Genomic DNA, 15996 nt, shown 5'->3' on the forward strand with positions numbered 1-15996 from the left:
CTACCCGAGTTCCGCAACGAGCAGCTTCACCAACGCGCCGAGTCGTTGCCGCTCCGGCTGCACGACCCGCACGCCCGCGTCGACCAGCGGTGCCGCCGTCACCGGTCCCACGCACGCGCACAGCACGTCGGTGCCGAGACGCGCGAGCAGTTCCTCGTAGCGGCCGTCGTCGCGGGCGAGCCGCAACAGGTTCGCCGTAGCGGGCGCACTGGTGAACGCCAACGCCTGCAGCCGACCGTCGAGCACCCCGTCGATCAGCCGCCGAGCGGGCGCCAGGTCGACGGGCCACTGCCACCGGTACGGCTGCACCTCGACGACTGTCGCACCCGCCTCCCGGAGCGGATCCGTGAACTCCGGCAGCGCCTGCCCGTGCAGCTGCACCGCCACCCGGCGACCCTCGGGACCTGGCCCGCCAACGTCCTGCCCGCCAGAGCCCTTCCCGTCGGCAGCCTTCCCGTCGGCACCCTTCCCGTCAGAGCCCTTCCCGTCGGTGAGGCGGTCGAGCAGGTGCGCGAACAGCTCCCGGTTGCTCTCCTCCGGCGACGACCACTCCTCGGTCAGCCCGTGCCCGCGGACCGCGCCCTTCGCCTTCGGCCCGCGCACGAACAGCCGAGCCCGCGACAGCGCGCCCGTCAGCTCGTCGGCGACGCCCCAGCCTTCGGCGGCCGACAACCACCCGCGGAATCCCGCGCCGGTCGTCACGGCCACCAGGTCGACTCCGCCCGCGACGACGTCCTCGGTGGCCGCGCGCAGCCGGTCGTCGTCGGCCAACGGGACGATGTGCAGCGTCGGCCCGTGCCACACCGACGCGCCCCGCCGTTCCAGCGCGTCGATGAACTCGCCGGAGCGCCGCTCCGCCGTGATGCCGATGGCGACGTCGTCGAGCTCTGCCATGTTTCCCCACTCTCACCCGCTGCTCGCGAAGGGCCACGATATCCCGCCTCCGCGCAGTAGCACATGAGCTACAATCGTGGCCATGGAAACAGCGGCAGACTCGGTGGGGCTGCGTGAACTGCGGCAGAACGCCTCCGAGCTGGTCCGCCGGGTCGAGGCGGGCGGTGAGGTGACGATCACCGTTGCGGGCCGCCCGAGCGCACGCCTCGTGCCCATCGACGGCCCCCGCAGGTGGCGAACATACGACGACGTCGCGGACCTCTTCGACGGCACGGCCGACCCCGAGTGGGCTCGCGACCGCGATCTGATCGATCAGACGGTGCGCAACCCGTGGACAGACGAGTGAGAACCGCCGAGTGAGAACCGTCCTCGACACCGGCATCGTCATCGCCGCCGATGTCGAGCCGATCCCCGGCGAACTGGCGATCAGTGCCGCCACCGTGGCCGAGTTGCACTTCGGTGTGCTGGTCGCCCGCGACGAACACACCCGCGCCCACCGGTTGAAGCGGCTCGCCACGCTCGCCAAACGGTTCGACCCGCTGCCCGTCGACGACGCCGTCGCCGCCAGCTACGGCGAACTCGCCGCGGCCGTGGCCAGGTCCGGCCGGCAGCCGCGGGCCCGCACCATGGACCTGCTGATCGCCGCCACCGCACACGCCCACGACGCGCGTCTGGTGACCCGCAACCCGGCCGATTTCGCTGCGGTCGACGGGCTCGTCGACGTCGCCACGGCCTGAGCGGCCGAGTCGCGCGGGGCCGGGCCGCCGTCCCGGCGCTCACCGGGCATAGCGGGCCGCGGTCGCCGCGATCGCGTCGGCGACGGCCGTGCGCAGCCGCTCGGGTTCGAGGACCTCCAGGTCGGGGCCGAACCGCAGCAGCTCCCCCACGCCCGGCCTGCCTGCTTCGACGGGCAGTCGCACCGTGCACCAGCCGTCCTCGTCGGGCTGAGCGCCCTCGGCCTGCGCCGTCTTCATTGCCTCGGCGCCCACGCTCCCCAGGTACACGGGCACGAGTCGTCGTCCGAACGGGGACAGCCGCACGGTCGCGGTCTCCGGGTACAACCGCTGCTGGAAGCCCTCCGACCACGCGCGCCAGTACTCGGCGAGGTCGAACGCGTCCGGCCGCGCGAACTCGCCCGCGTCGGACATCGTCACGATGCGGCTCACGCGGTAAGTGCGGTCGCTGCCGTCACACCGTGCGACCAGGTACCAGACGCCGGCCTTCAGCACGAGGCCGAGCGGTTCGAGGGTGCGCGTCACGGCGGAGCCGTCCCACCGGTGGTAGTCGACGCGCAGCCGCCGCGTGCGCCACACCGCGTCGGCGACGTCGGACAGCTGGGCGATCCGTTCGATCTCGCGGTGCCAACCGGGGACGTCGAGGTAGAACCGCTCCGCCACCTGACCCGCACCGGCGCGCAGCTGCTCCGGCAGCGCCGCGAACAGCTTCAGCTGCGCTGCGCCGAGTACCGTGCCGAGTCCCAGTTCCGCCGCCGCGTCGGGGAGCCCGGCCAGTGCCAGCGACCGCGCCTCGTCCTCGCTCAGCCCGGTCAGCCGGGTGCGGTAACCGCCGAGCAGCTGGAAGCCACCTGCCCGACCGCGGTCGGCGTACACCGGGACACCTGCCTCGGACAGCGCGTCGACGTCGCGATAGACGGTGCGGACGGAGACCTCCAACTCGGCGGCGAGCTCGCCCGCCGTCATCCGCCCGCGGTTCTGCAGCAACAGCAGGATCGACAGCAACCGGCCCGCGCGCATGCCACCCATTCTGCTCGGAAAACCTGACAGAAGATGGCAGGAAAGCCCGTGAGAGTGGCTGCCATGAACACGGGAACCTTCACCACGAGCACCTGGACCGAACACGTCGCCTCCGGTGGCGAGGGCGCGCCGCGCTACGCCCACGCGCGGGCGACCTTCGCCTACACGGGCGTCATCGACGGCACATCGACCTGCGACTACCTGCTCTACTACCCCGGCGAGGGCTTCACCGACGGCGGGCAGGCCTCCCCCGGCATCGAACGGATCGAGGGCACCGTCGCCGGGCGCACGGGCAGTTTCGTCGTGCGGCACGACGTGCGCTACGGCGCCGACGGGATCGACGACACATGGGCGGTCGTCCCCGGCTCGGGCACCGGCGACCTCGCCGGCATCACGGGACACGGCACGTCGAAGGGCGACACCGCGACGATCGGGTACACGTTCGACTACCGGTTCGACTGAGGGCCGGCCCCGAGTCCGGTCGTCCTGCACTCCGATGGAGCGGCCCGGCCGGCGTCGGCGCACCGGCGATCGGCCGCCGCGGCACGTGCGCACCGAGTCCGGCCGACGCTGCGCGGATCGTCACCGCGGCGGTCACACCGCCAGCCGTACCGTCCGGTCCCATCCCGCCGGTTCCGCCCGAGTGTCGGGGGTTTCGGCGCAGCGGCGCACCACCAGGTCGGCCACCGCGGGGTGGGCACCGAGCGGGGCCGACACCGCGTCGGCGCCGGTCGCCTCCAGCCGCCGCTGGAACAACCCCGGTGCCAGCAGCCACGACGCGACGAGCACCCGGCGGCCGGAGTGGCGTGCCTCGGCGACGGCGGCGGCGACATCCGGGTCGGCGGTGGCGGCGTAACCGATCCGCACCGGCGCACGCAGGCGTGCGCTCAGCATCCGTGCCGCCGTCGACACCTCGTCCAGCGCTCGCGGATCGCTCGACCCCGCGGCGGCCAACACCACGGCGTCGCCCGGCCGATAGCCGGCCTGCCGCACGCGATCGACCAGCACGTCGATCAGTTCCGGTGCGGGGCCGAACGCCTCTGCCACCGGCGCACGCGGCAGTGCGCTCGCCGCGACCTGTTGCGGGATGTCGGTCCGCACGTGGTAGCCGGCGGCCAGAAAGGCAGGCAACACAACGGGATCGGCGGAACCGGACCGTCCGGCCAGTCCGTTCAGGACGGTCGTGACGTCGGGCTCGCGGACGTCGGCGTAGGCGACCGCGACCTCCGCGCCCCGCGCCCGCACGCGGCCCGCCAGCTCGGCGATCACCTCGGCTCCAGCGGGGTCGCGCGTGCCGTGCGCGGTCAGCACGATCACCCGTCGCCTCCCGCCGCCACGGCCAGGCGATAGCCGCGTTTGACAACCGTCTGCACCAGTGTTCCCTTCCCGAGCGAGGTGCGGAGTCTGCCGATCGCCGTCTCGACGGCGTGTTCCTCGCCGCCACCGGGCAACGCAGCCGTCAGTTCGCGCCGCGACACGACATGACCAGGACGCCGGGCCAGCGCGCGCAGCACCGCCATCGGTGCGGGCGCCACCTCCCGCAGCTGCCCGTTCACAACGGCGGCCTGGCCGCGCAGTTCGATCTCGCTGCCCGCCGCAGCCAGCCGGGGCGATCGCGCCACGAGCGTGTCCGCCACCTCGCGTGCCAGCGCGCCGATCCGCGCTCGCTGCGGCTGGACGGTCGGGATGCCCACCGCGGCCAGCGGACCGGCGGTGATCGGGCCGACACACGCGACCAGCACCCTGCTGCTGAGCGCATCCACCAGGCCCGCGTGCCGGCCGGTGCGCGAGGCCATCGCCAGCATGCTCGCCGCGGCGGGCGCACTGGTGAACGGCATCGCGTCGATCGCACCGTCGATCACCGCGTCGATCAGCCGGTCCAGCGGCCCCGGATCGGCGGGCCCGACCCACCGGTAGACCGGGATCTCGACGACGTCGGCACCCGCCGCACGCAGCGATTCCACGAAGTACGGCAGCGGCTGGCCGTGCAGCTGCACCGCGATGCGTTGCCCATCCACTCCGGAGTCGAGCAGATACTGCAGCAGTTCGGCGTTGCTCTCCGACCCCGGCGAATACGCCTCGGACAGTCCCGCCGCCCGCACCGCGCCCTTCGCCTTCGGCCCACGGGTCAGTACCTGGGCAGCACCGAGACGGTCGATCAGTTCGTCGCCGATTCCCCAGCCCTCGGCGGCCTCGACCCAGCCACGGAACCCGATCCCGGAGGTCACGACGACGACGTCGACGGGCTCGTCGAGCAGCAACCGCGTGGCGGAGTGCAACTCCGAGTCGTCGGCGAGGGGGACGATCCGGATGGCCGGGCCGCAGCGCACCGTGGCACCTTTGCGCACCAGCAGCGCGCCGAGTTCGTCGGCCCGGCGTGCCGCGGTGATGCCGATCGCGTACCCGGCGAGCGGCAGGACGTCGGTCATCGCACTCCCACGTGGACGATGCCGTCGGTGACACGCAGCGGGTACGCCTCGATCCGGACACCTGCGTCGTCGAGGCACTGTCCGGTGCGCAGGTCGAAGTTCTGCTTGTAGACCGGCGAGGCCACCACCGGGACGCCGCCCACATCGCCGACGATGCCGCGGGAGAGCACGGCGGCGCCGGAGAACGGGTCGACATTGGACAGCCCGAAGACGTCGCCCTCGACGGTGCGGAACACGGCCACCTGGACCCCGTCGTCGAGCAGCACCGCCACCCCCGCGGCGCGCGGCACCTGCTCCGCCCGGCACACGGGCGTCCACACCTCGGCCCCGGCGGACCGCTTTTCGGACAGTACGGTCATCGGTTCGCCACCTCCGGTACGCCCAGCATCACGGGCACGGGCTGCTCGCGTTCGGTCTCGAAGGCCACCGTCGGATCCGGCGTGCCGGGTGCGTTCACGAACGAGGTGAACCGCGCCAGCTTGTCCGGGTCCTCCAGCACGCCCTTCCACTCGTCCTCGTAGTTCGCGACGTGCTCGGCCATCGCGGCTTCCAGCTCGTCGCCGATGCCGAGGCTGTCGTCGACGACCACCGCCCGCAGGTGGTCGAGGCCGCCGTCCAGTTCGTCGAGCCACGCCGCGGTGCGCTGCAACCGGTCGGCGGTGCGGACGTAGAACATGAGGAAGCGGTCGATGATCCGGATCAGCTCGTCGGTGCCGGCACCGGACACCAGCAGGTCCGCGTGCCTCGGTACCGCGCCGCCGTTGCCGCCGACGTACAGGTTCCAGCCGTGTTCGGTGGCGATGACGCCGAAGTCCTTGCTGCGGGCCTCGGCGCACTCGCGCTGACATCCCGACACCCCGGCCTTGAGCTTGTGCGGCGACCGCAGCCCGCGGTAACGGAGTTCGAGTTCCACGGCGAGGCCCACGCTGTCCTGCTGGCCGTACCGGCACCACGTCGTACCCACACACGACTTGACGGTCCGCAGCGCCTTTCCGTATGCGTGACCCGATTCGAATCCGGCGTCCACGAGCCGGCGCCAGATCCGGGGCAACTGCTCGACGGTCGCACCGAACAGATCGATGCGCTGCCCGCCCGTGATCTTGGTGTAGAGGCCGAAATCCTTGGCCACCTCGCCGATCACGATCAGCTTATCCGGCGTGATCTCCCCGCCGGGCACGCGTGGCACGACCGAGTACGTGCCGTTGCGCTGCATGTTCGCCAGGAACCGGTCGTTGGTGTCCTGCAGCGTCGCCTGCTCCCCGCCGAGCACGTGGCCGTTGCCGAGGGTGGCCAGGATCGAGGCCACGGCGGGTTTGCAGACGGCGCATCCCGTGCCGGTGCCGTGTTCGGCGATCAGTTCGCTGAACGTCGTGATCCGCGTGGCGCGGACGATCTCGAACAGTTCGGCGCGCGACTGCGTGAAGTGTTCGCACAGCGCCGTGGACTGTTCGACACCGCACGCTGCGAGCAGTTTGTCGAGCATCGGCACGCACGAGCCGCACGACGTGCCTGCCCGCGTGCAACTCTTGATCGCCCCGACACTGTCGCAGCCGTCGTCGTGAATCGCCCCGTTGATCGCGCCCTTCGTGACCGCGTTGCACGAGCAGATCTGCGCGTCGTCGGGCAGCGCCTCGACACCGACCGCCTCGCCGCCGCCACCGGCGGGACCGATCAGCGCGGCCGGCTCGCCCGGCAGCTCCTCGCCGACCAGCGGGCGCAGCAGGTTGTACTCGCTCGCATCACCCACGAGAACCCCGCCGAGCAGGGTCGTCGCGTCGTCGGACACGACGAGCTTCTTGTACGACCCGTTCACGGGGTCGTTCACCACGACTTCGAGCGAGCCCTCGGTCGCGGCGTGCGCGTCACCGAAACTGGCGACGTCCACGCCCATGAGCTTGAGCTTGGTCGAGGTGTCCGCGCCGGGGAATTCCGCGTCGCCGCCCAGCAACGTCGTCGCCACCACTTCGGCCATCGAGTAGCCGGGCGCGACGAGGCCGTACACCCGTCCCTCCACCGAGGCGCATTCCCCGACGGCGAAGATGTGCGGATCGCTGGTGCGGCACGCCGCGTCGGTGAGCACGCCGCCGCGCTCGCCGACGCCGAGGCCCGCTTCCCGGCCCAGGTCGTCCCGTGGCCGCACCCCCGCGGAGAACACGAGCAGGTCGACGTCGAGTTCGGTGCCGTTGCCGAGCCGTGCCTGCAGCCGGTCGCCGTCCTGCGCGATCGCCGCCGTGGACGTTCCCGTGTGGACGGTGACGCCGAGGTCGGTGATCAGCCGGTTGAGCAGCGCACCACCGCCGTCGTCGATCTGCAGTGGCATCAGCCGCGGCGCCATTTCGACCACGTGCGGGGATAGGCCCAGGTCGCGCAGCGCCTTCGCGGCCTCCAAACCGAGCAACCCGCCGCCGACCACCGCCGCCGCGGGCCTGCCCCTGCGCTCGCGGGCACGCGCCACCGCCGCGCGGATCTCGTCGAGGTCCTCGATGGTGCGGTACACGAACACACCGGGCAGGTCCTTCCCCTCGACCGGCGGCACGAACGGCCGCGACCCCGTGGCCAGCACGAGCGCGTCGTAGTCCTGCACCCGCCCGCTCCGTGTCGTGACGCGGTTGGCCTGCCGGTCGATCGCGTCGACCGGGTCACCCAGCACCAGCTCCACGCGGTCGTCGCCGGAGTACTCGGACCCCGGAAGGGCCAGCCCATTGGCATCCCACGTGTCCACATAGGACGTCAGCGCCACGCGGTCGTAGGCGGGCCGCGGCTCCTCGCCGAACACGACCACCCGCCACGTTCCGTCGACGTCGCCGCCGCGCAGCGCCTCCACCAGGCGGTGGGCCACCATGCCGTGCCCCGCGACCACCAGCGTTCGACTCATGACTCACACCTCCACCGATGCCTGCGTTCCATGCTCACCAGTGGTCGTGTCCTGACCACTTCCGTCGTGTTTCCGGTGCGTTACCAACAGTTCCCTTCCCAGCTCGGCGACCGTGACGGCGATGCGGCGGCCGGCACACCCGCGTCACACGTGTCCGGTCCGGTGTGCCACATCCACCGCATCCACTGCATCCACTGCATCCACTGCGCGGCGCTCACACCCGCGCGTACGCGAGACTCGGCGCTCGGTCCACGGCGAAACTCGTCCGCAGGTAGAACCACCACGTCGTCGCCATACACCCGCCGTAACAGGCGAGGATCGCGATAAGCGCGGGCGTCAGGGTTCCGCCGCCTTCGAGGGAGAACTTGAAGACGAGGTTCACCAGCACGCCACCGAACGCGCCGAGCGCACCGGCGACCCCGACGACCGCGCCCGCCTGCCGTTTGGCCGCTTTGGCGACCGTGTCCGGATCGGCGCCGGTTCCGGCGTTCTTCCTGGCCTCCTCGGCGAAGATCATCGGGATCATCCGGTACGTCGAACCGTTGCCGATCCCGGTCAGCACGAACAGCAGGATGAACGAGCCGAAGAACAACGCGAAGCTCTCCTGCGCGACGCTGATCATCACCCCGACGGTGCCGACCGCCAGCCCCGCGAAGTTCCACTGGGTGATGCGAGCGCCGCCGAGCCGGTCGGCCAGCCACCCACCGAACGGCCGCGTGATCGACCCGATGAGCGCGCCGAGGAACGCGAGCCCGACGAACTCGCCGTAACCGGTGAACGTGAGGTCGATCAGCGAGGGGAACGCGAACGAGAAGCCGATGAACGAGCCGAACGTTCCGATGTAGAGCAACGACATCACCCAGGTGTGCTTGTTGCGCAACGCCGTGCGGTACGAACTGCCGTCCGGTTTGGCCGAGGTGAGCGAGTCCATCAGCGTCCACGAGCACACCGATGCGACGACGATCAACGGCATCCACATCAGCGCCGCGTAGGCGAGGTTGACGCCGGTGCCGATGCTGATCACCAGGGGCACCAGCAGCTGTGTGACGGCGACGCCGAGGTTGCCGCCCGCCGCGTTCAGGCCCAGCGCGAGCCCCTTCTTGCCCTCGGGGAAGAAGAACGAGATGTTGCTCATCGACGACGAGAAGTTGCCGCCGCCGAAACCCATCGCGGCCGCGGTGAGCAGGAAGAACCAGAACGGCGCCTGCGTGGTCACCGCGACGGCCAGCATGGCGCACGGGATCAGCAGCAGTGACGCGCTGATCGTCGTCCACACCCGTCCGCCGAACTGCGGGATCGCGAACGTGTACGGCACCCGCAGCAGAGCGCCCACCAGGTTCGGCACGATGATCAGCCAGAAAGTCTGCCCGACCCCGAAGTGCACCCCGGCGTCACCGAGGTTGACCACGACGATGCTCATCAGGATCCACACGTTGAAGCCGAGGTGTTCGGCGAGGACCGAGAAGCCGAGGTTGCGCCAGGCGACCTTTCGGCCGACGGCGTTCCAGAACGAGGGGTCCTCGGGCTCCCAGTTGTCGATCCATCGTCCTCGTCGTCGGGCGAGCGTGGGCTCGTCGGCCGGTTTCTCGGGTGCGAGCGTCATGGAAGTCTCCTTCGGCGTGACGGGCGTCGTGGGCGGCTCCGTTCCGGAACCGCCTGCGCGCGGAGCTGCTAGTCGGTACTGGTGAGCCATTCGGCGATGCCGCACACGGCGTCGCGGCAGCCGCCGCAGCCGGTGCCGGCGCGGGTCCGCTGTGCGATGTCATCCACTGTGGACGCTCCGCCGCGGTACGCGTCGACGATCTTGGCCTTGCTGACGGAGTTGCAGCGGCAGACGATCGCCGAACCGGGCAGATCCGCGGGGCTGGCCGCGGCGGGTGACGCCGAGGGCAGTGCCCGGCCGAGCAGCAGCGCGAGCCGGTCCTCCGGCACCCGCACCCCGCGGTCGTAGAGCTGCGTGATCGTCGCCGCGGCGTCGGGGAAGCCGAGCACGATGGCGCCCGCCACCTTCTCGTCGCGCACCACCAACTTGGCGTAGCGGCCACGCGCCGGATCGTCGACGCACAGGACCTCGGTGTCCTCGGCTGCCGTGTCCGCGGCGACCACGGTGTCACCGAGCGCCATGACGTCGACGCCCTTCGCCTTGAGCCGCGTGACGACCGACGTCCCGCGATAACGCGACGCGGTGTCGGCACCGGTGAGTAGATCCGCCAGCACACTCGCCTGCTCCCACGCCGGTTGGACGAGCCCACCCGGGGCGGCGGGATGCTGTGCGCAGTCACCGATGGCATGGATGCGGCCGTCGCTGGTGCGCAGCTGGTCGTCGACGACCACCCCCGCCTCGACGGCGAGCCCCGCATCCGCGGCCAGCGCCGTCTCGGCACGCACACCGGTCGACACGACCAGCAGCTCCGCCGAGACGTGGCTGCCGTCGTCGAGCTTCAGCCCGTCGCCCGGCAGGTACCTGGCCGCTCCCCTGCCCAGCCGGAAGTCGATGCCGGACGCTTCGAGCGTGCCGGCGAGCACGCGCCCCGCACCGGGATCGAGCTGGCGTTCCATGGGGTGCGGTGCCGGGTGCACCACCGTCACCCGATTGCCCCGTCCGGCGAGACCGCGCGCGGCTTCGAGGCCGAGCAACCCGCCGCCGAGCACGGCAACCGGGGCACCCACTCTCGCCGCATCGAGGATCCGATCGCAGTCGTCGAGGCTGCGGAACGCCAGCGCGCCGTCGGTCGGCTCGCCGTCGTCGCCGATGAGCCCTTCGACCGGCGGCAGCCACGGCCTGCTGCCCGTGGCCAGCACCAGCGAGTCGTACGGCAGCGCGGTGCCGTCGTCCAGCCGGACCGTCCGATGCCGGCGATCGATGCGCCGCGCCGCCACGTTCAGCCGCAGCTCGACGTGGTTGCGCTGCGCCCAGCCCTCGTCGTGCAGGCGGACGCTGTCGGGCTGCATGGTTCCGGCGACCACCGCCGACAGCAACACCCGGTTGTAGGCGGCGTGCGGCTCCGCGCCGACGACCGTCAGCGCCACCCGCTCGGCCTCCGGATCCCGGTTGCGGATCTCGTCGGCGAGCCGGGCTCCCGCCATGCCGTATCCGAGCACGACCACCCTGCGCGCGGTCACGAGGCACCACCCGTTTCCCGCTGCTCCACCGACTTCTGCTGCGTCCCTGATGCCTGTTGCGTCCCTGATGCCTGTTGCGTCACCGATTTCTGCAGCTCCACCGATGCCTGTTGCGTCACCGGTTTCTGTTGCGTCACCGGTTTCTGTTGCGTCACTGCTTCCGGCTGCGTCGCCGATGGCTCAGCGTCGGCGGGGACGAGCCGGGCCGCACACACCTTGAACTCCGGCATCCGGCTCGTCGGGTCGAGCGCGGGGTTGGTGATGAGGTTGGCTCGCTGCCCGCCGGGAAAGTGGAACGGCACGAACACGACGTCCGGCCGCATCGACGCGACACATCGCACCCGGCCGGTCACCGCGCCGCGGCGGGATTCGACGGTCGCGACGTCCCCCACGCCGAGCCCGGCCCGCGCGGCCGTGTCGGGATGCACCTCGATGCACGCCTCGGCCGCGGCCTCGGCCAGCTCCGGCACGGCCCGCGTCTGCGCGCCCGACTGGTAGTGCTGCAACAGTCGCCCGGTCGTGGCCTGCAGCGGGAACTCCGCGTCCGGCGGCTCGGCGGGGCCGGTGTGGTCGACGGCCACGAAGCGAGCGCGACCGTCGGCGTGGGCGAAGGCCTCGAGGAACAGCCGCGGCGTACCGGGGTGATCGACCGCGGGCACCGGCCAGTGCAGCGCCTCACCGGCGCGCAACCGGTCGTAGGTCACGCCCGAGTAGTCGGCCACGCCGCCCGCGGACGCGGCCCGCAGTTCGGTGAAGATCTCCTCCGCGTCGACGGGGAACCGGCCCGCGGGCTGGCCGAACCGCTCGGCGAGACCGGCGAGGACGTCGAGGTCGCTGCGTACCCCGTCCGGCGGGTCGATCGCCTTGCGCCGCAGCAGCACGCGACCTTCGAGGTTGGTCATCGTGCCGTCCTCCTCGGCCCACTGGGTCACGGGCAGCACGACGTCGGCCATCGCGGCCGTCTCCGACAGCACGAGGTCGGCGGTGACGAGGAAGTCGAGTGCCGCCAACCGCTCGGCCACCCGTTGCGAGCGCGGCGCCGACACCACGACGTTGCTGCCGAACACGAGCATCGCCTTCGGCCCCTCCGGCTGGCCGAGCGCGTCGAGCAGCTCGAAGGCCGACCGGCCGGGCGCGGGCAGCGACTCCGGGGCGATGCCCCACACGCCCGCCACGTGCTCCCGCGCGGCGGGGTCGTCGAGCTTGCGGTATCCGGGCAGTTGATCGGCCTTCTGCCCGTGTTCCCGGCCGCCCTGGCCGTTGCCCTGGCCGGTCAGGCAGCCGTACCCGGATCCCGCCCTGCCGGGAAGTCCGTGCGCGAGCGCCAGGTTGATCCAGGCGCTCACGGTGTCCACGCCAGTGGCGTGCTGTTCCGCGCCGCGCGCGGTGAGCACGAAGGCGCTGCGCGCACCGGCGAGCCTGCGGGAGAGCGCCCGCTGATCCGCAGCACTGACCCCGGTGATGCGTTCGACGTGCTCGGGCCAGTACCGGGCGACGGTCCGCCACATCGCATCGAACCCGGCGGTGCGTTCGGCCACGTACGCCTCGTCGAGCAGCCCTTCGGCGACGGTCGCGTGCAGCACGCCGAGCGCCAGCGCCAGATCGGTGCCGGGCGCGGGTGCGAGGTGCACGTTCGCCTGCTCGGCGGTCGGCGTTCGCCGCGGATCGATGACGACCAGCCCGCCCGCGGCGGCCGCGCCCTGCAGGTGCTGCAGGAACGGCGGCATCGTCTCGGCCGGGTTCGACCCGACCAGCACGATCACGTCGGCGCCGGCCAAATCGGTCATCGGGAACGGCAGACCCCGGTCGACGCCGAACGCCCGCAGGCCAGCCGCCGCGGCCGACGACATGCAGAACCGGCCGTTGTAGTCGATCTGCGAGGTCCCGAGCGCCACCCGCGCGAACTTGCCCAGCAGGTAGGCCTTCTCGTTGGTCAGCCCGCCGCCGCCGAAGACCGCCACCGCGTCGTTGCCGTGGGCGGCCTGCAGCTCGGTGAGCCTGGCCGCGATCACGTCGAGTGCGGTGTCCCAGCTCGCGGGCCGCAGCTCGCCGCCGGTGCGCACGAGCGGGGTGGTCAGCCGCGCCGGGGAGTCCAGCAGCGAGGCCGACGTCCAGCCCTTCTGGCACAGTCCGCCGCGGTTGGCGGGGAACTCGCGCGGCGCGACGTCGGCCGCCGGTGTGAGCGTCATGCCGCACTGCAGCGCGCAGTACGGGCAGTGCGTGTCGGTCCGCGTCCCGTCGCCGTCCGGTGTCGCCGTCCTGCCGGCAGGAGCGGGCAGGGCCGGTACGTCCGGCCCTGGCGGGGTCACGGCTTGCAGCGTCAACGGGCACCTCCTGCTGGTCGCCTGCGTTCCGGCGACCGTAGGAAGCGCGTGTTACCCGGGGATGCGCTGATGTTTCAGGCGTTTGACGTTGCTCCGCGACCTGCGCGAGGACGCGGTGAGCACGCGCCGGGGACGTGTCGACGTCGCGTGCGGTGCGGCCGTCACCGTGGGGCGTGGCGGGTGTTCGTCACCGCCGTGCCCGCCGGGAACCGCGTAAGGCCTACAGCAGTTCGCTGACCTGGGCGGCTGCGGCGCGCAGGCGGGTGGCTTCGACGTCGGCAGAACCGGGGTACCGCGCGTGATACGCGAGCCGGAACAGCGTCGCGCGCAGCAGCAACTGCGACCAGTCGGGCAGGTAGGACCAGCGGTGCAACAACGCCATGTCGGCCCCGCCCCACGCCACGGCGTCGATCGCGGCGACCGCGGCTCCCCACTCGGCGGGCCGGAAGTGCGGCACCAGGTCGACGATGCCGGGCTGGGCGTCACCGTCGAACAGAACCGTGCCGAACAGCTCCCCGTGCACCAGCTGCGGCGGTGAGGACAGCGGCTTGCGGGCGGGGGCAAGGATCTCGAACCAGCGGCCGCCCTTGGACTCGTCGAGCTCGAGGTCGACCTCGCCCCAGGCCATGCGCTCGGCGTCCGCGGCCAGGCCCTGTCTGCCGGACAGGAAGTCGGGTTCGGGAAGGTCGGCCATGGCCCGCTGCAGTTTGATCGCGGTGAGCACAGTGTCGTCCGCGCGGTTCTCGGGCCTGCCGGAGACGAACCGGCTCGCGGCCCAGCCGCCCATCACCCAGCGCCCGTCGGTGGTGTTCAGCGGCCGCGCGATGCGCAGCTCCGGCGCGTCGAGTGCGGCGAGGGTGCGCGCCAGCCACACCGCGTGCGCCCGGTCGGAGACCTTCCGCAGCACCACGTCGCCGTAACGCCACGCGGCCGCGCCCGACAGCTGCTCACCGTCCTCGGCGGCAGCGGTGCTCAGGCCGAAGGCCGCGCGCACATGCGACGGCGGACGTTCGGCTCCATACCCCACGCCGACGGACGTTACCGCCGACACCACACGGCCGGGTGAGCGACCCGCCGGTGGCGCCGACGCCGTCCCGGGAAGGACGAACGCCGACGAGGACGCCCCGGCGACACCGGTCCACGAACGACGAGCCGGGAAACACAGCCCGGACGAAGACAGCCCCCGGGACAGACACAGCCCTTTGGAAGGACAGCCCCCTTGGAAAGACAGCAGCCCCTTGGAAAGACAGCCCTTTGGAAAGACGAAGGCCCCGGCGCTGGGGTTTCCAGCTCCGGGGCCTCCGCCGCACCCTGCAACCGGCCAGATGGCCTGAGCAAGTCTCAGCCGGCAGCACAAGACGACGCCTTCAGCAGGCGCTGCCACCTATCAGTATGTAGGCAAGCTCGTGTCGATCTGCTTCGCCCATGCCAAAACGCCTCCGCCGAGGTGCGTTGCGCTCGAAAAACCGGCCTTGTGCAGGGCGGCGAGCGCCTCGGCGCTGCGCTGGCCCGACTTGCAGTGCAGCACGACCGGCTTGTCCTGCGGCAGCTCGGCGAGCGCCTCCCCCGACAGGATGCGGTCCTTCGGGATCAGCTTCGCGCCCTTGATGTTGACGATCTCGTACTCGTGCGGCTCGCGAACGTCGATGAGCTCGAAGTTCTCACCGCCGTCGAACTTGGCCTTCAGCTCGGCGGGCGTGATCGTGCTGCCGGAGGCGGCCTGCTGCGCGTCGTCGGAGACGACGCCGCAGAACGACTCGTAGTCGATCAGCTCGGTGATCTTCGGGGTCTCCGGGTCCTTCCGGATCTTGACCTCGCGGTAGCGCATCTCGAGCGCGTCGTAGCTGATCAGCCGGCCGAGCAGCGGCTCACCGATGCCGGCGATGAGCTTGACCGCCTCGGTGACCATGATCGAACCGATCGAGGCGCACAGCACGCCCAGCACGCCGCCCTCGGCGCACGAGGGGACCATGCCGGGAGGCGGCGGCTCCGGGTACAGGTCCCGGTAGTTCAGGCCGCGGCCGTTCGGCGCGTCCTCCCAGAACACGCTGACCTGGCCCTCGAACCGGAAGATCGAGCCCCACACGTACGGCTTGCCGAGGATCACCGCGGCGTCGTTCACCAGGTAGCGCGTGGCGAAGTTGTCGGTGCCGTCGAGGATCAGGTCGTAATCGCGGAAGACGTCGAGCGCGTTCTCGTTCGTCAGCTGCTCCTGGTGCAGCACGACGTCGACGTACGGGTTCACCTCCGCGACCGACTCCTTGGCCGAGACGGCCTTCGGTTTGTCGATGTCCGACTGACCGTGGATCACCTGCCGCTGCAGGTTCGACTCGTCCACGACGTCGAAGTCGATCACGCCGAGCGTGCCCACCCCCGCGGCGGCGAGGTACAGCAGCGCCGGGCTACCGAGCCCGCCCGCGCCGATCACGAGCACCTTGGCGTTCTTCAGCCGCTTCTGCCCGTCCATTCCGACATCCGGGATGATCAGGTGCCTGCTGTACCGGGCGACCTCTTCCTTGGTCAGCTCGGCAGCCGGCTCGACGAGCGGCGGCAGCGCAGTCGACATCACGTCCTCCATCTCGCGCTTGTCGCAGTTC

General features: G+C 71.4%; 14 protein-coding genes. 3 read left to right on the forward strand and 11 right to left on the reverse strand.

The features are described 5' to 3' along the window. Window positions 1–894: a uroporphyrinogen-III synthase gene (locus LY40_RS24340; protein ID WP_258938274.1), complete on the reverse strand. Its 894-nt coding sequence runs from the start codon at window positions 892–894 to the stop codon at window positions 1–3. A gap of 82 nt (window positions 895–976) precedes the next feature. On the opposite strand from LY40_RS24340, the gene LY40_RS24345 reads away from it, so the two are divergent. Further along, window positions 977–1240 (forward strand): type II toxin-antitoxin system Phd/YefM family antitoxin, encoded by a 264-nt coding sequence (locus LY40_RS24345; protein ID WP_183779132.1) that lies wholly within the window; start codon window positions 977–979, stop codon window positions 1238–1240. Between the two features lie 10 nt (window positions 1241–1250). Beyond that, window positions 1251–1631: a type II toxin-antitoxin system VapC family toxin gene (locus LY40_RS24350; RefSeq protein WP_258938275.1), complete on the forward strand. Its 381-nt coding sequence runs from the start codon at window positions 1251–1253 to the stop codon at window positions 1629–1631. A gap of 39 nt (window positions 1632–1670) precedes the next feature. Here the strand turns inward: LY40_RS24350 and LY40_RS24355 are convergent, their stop codons facing one another. Further along, window positions 1671–2648, reverse strand: coding sequence for a helix-turn-helix transcriptional regulator (locus LY40_RS24355; RefSeq protein WP_443687894.1), 978 nt, complete (start codon window positions 2646–2648; stop codon window positions 1671–1673). Between the two features lie 63 nt (window positions 2649–2711). Between LY40_RS24355 and LY40_RS24360 the strand changes: the two genes are divergently transcribed. Continuing rightward, entirely contained in the window at window positions 2712–3110 is a 399-nt protein-coding gene (locus tag LY40_RS24360; RefSeq protein WP_183779135.1) for a DUF3224 domain-containing protein, read from the forward strand. 132 nt (window positions 3111–3242) lie between these two features. On the opposite strand, the gene LY40_RS24365 is transcribed toward LY40_RS24360, so the two are convergent. The 9 genes from LY40_RS24365 to moeZ form a co-directional block, all read right to left on the reverse strand. Next, window positions 3243–3965: a sirohydrochlorin chelatase gene (locus LY40_RS24365; protein WP_258938277.1), complete on the reverse strand. Its 723-nt coding sequence runs from the start codon at window positions 3963–3965 to the stop codon at window positions 3243–3245. Next, on the reverse strand, window positions 3962–5077 hold the full coding sequence (locus tag LY40_RS24370) for a uroporphyrinogen-III synthase (RefSeq protein WP_258938278.1): 1116 nt from the start codon (window positions 5075–5077) through the stop codon (window positions 3962–3964). Before LY40_RS24370 ends, LY40_RS24365 begins: the two co-directional genes overlap by 4 nt. Further along, window positions 5074–5436 carry a nitrite reductase small subunit NirD gene (nirD, locus tag LY40_RS24375; RefSeq protein WP_183779138.1) on the reverse strand — a complete coding sequence of 121 codons (363 nt, stop codon included), beginning with the start codon at window positions 5434–5436 and terminating at the stop codon, window positions 5074–5076. Before nirD ends, LY40_RS24370 begins: the two co-directional genes overlap by 4 nt. Further along, a complete protein-coding gene (gene nirB, locus LY40_RS24380; RefSeq protein WP_258938279.1) occupies window positions 5433–7952 on the reverse strand; it encodes a nitrite reductase large subunit NirB in 2520 nt (839 codons plus the stop codon). Before nirB ends, nirD begins: the two co-directional genes overlap by 4 nt. A gap of 214 nt (window positions 7953–8166) precedes the next feature. Beyond that, entirely contained in the window at window positions 8167–9555 is a 1389-nt protein-coding gene (locus LY40_RS24385; RefSeq protein ID WP_258938280.1) for an MFS transporter, read from the reverse strand. A 68-nt stretch (window positions 9556–9623) separates the two neighbouring features. Continuing rightward, entirely contained in the window at window positions 9624–11075 is a 1452-nt protein-coding gene (locus LY40_RS24390; protein ID WP_258938281.1) for an FAD-dependent oxidoreductase, read from the reverse strand. Then, window positions 11072–13354: a molybdopterin oxidoreductase family protein gene (locus LY40_RS24395; protein WP_258938354.1), complete on the reverse strand. Its 2283-nt coding sequence runs from the start codon at window positions 13352–13354 to the stop codon at window positions 11072–11074. The genes LY40_RS24390 and LY40_RS24395 overlap by 4 nt, the downstream gene beginning before the upstream one ends. 265 nt (window positions 13355–13619) lie before the next feature. Further along, window positions 13620–14426, reverse strand: coding sequence for a TIGR02569 family protein (locus LY40_RS24400; protein WP_183779146.1), 807 nt, complete (start codon window positions 14424–14426; stop codon window positions 13620–13622). Between the two features lie 360 nt (window positions 14427–14786). Next, entirely contained in the window at window positions 14787–15965 is a 1179-nt protein-coding gene (gene moeZ, locus LY40_RS24405; protein ID WP_258938282.1) for an adenylyltransferase/sulfurtransferase MoeZ, read from the reverse strand. Window positions 15966–15996: the final 31 nt, after the last annotated feature.

Source organism: Prauserella salsuginis (genome assembly GCF_024648885.1).
Lineage (GTDB): Bacteria > Actinomycetota > Actinomycetes > Mycobacteriales > Pseudonocardiaceae > Prauserella > Prauserella salsuginis.

Bases quoted from the DNA above. Each gene is read 5' to 3' on its own strand.
- nirD (WP_183779138.1), bottom strand. From the start codon at position 5,436: ATGACCGTACTGTCCGAAAAGCGGTCCGCCGGGGCCGAGGTGTGGACG.
- LY40_RS24385 (WP_258938280.1), bottom strand. From the start codon at position 9,555: ATGACGCTCGCACCCGAGAAACCGGCCGACGAGCCCACGCTCGCCCGA.
- LY40_RS24355 (WP_443687894.1), bottom strand. From the start codon at position 2,648: ATGCGCGCGGGCCGGTTGCTGTCGATCCTGCTGTTGCTGCAGAACCGC.
- LY40_RS24345 (WP_183779132.1), top strand. From the start codon at position 977: ATGGAAACAGCGGCAGACTCGGTGGGGCTGCGTGAACTGCGGCAGAAC.
- LY40_RS24360 (WP_183779135.1), top strand. From the start codon at position 2,712: ATGAACACGGGAACCTTCACCACGAGCACCTGGACCGAACACGTCGCC.
- nirB (WP_258938279.1), bottom strand. From the start codon at position 7,952: ATGAGTCGAACGCTGGTGGTCGCGGGGCACGGCATGGTGGCCCACCGC.
- LY40_RS24340 (WP_258938274.1), bottom strand. From the start codon at position 894: ATGGCAGAGCTCGACGACGTCGCCATCGGCATCACGGCGGAGCGGCGC.
- LY40_RS24370 (WP_258938278.1), bottom strand. From the start codon at position 5,077: ATGACCGACGTCCTGCCGCTCGCCGGGTACGCGATCGGCATCACCGCG.
- moeZ (WP_258938282.1), bottom strand. From the start codon at position 15,965: ATGTCGACTGCGCTGCCGCCGCTCGTCGAGCCGGCTGCCGAGCTGACC.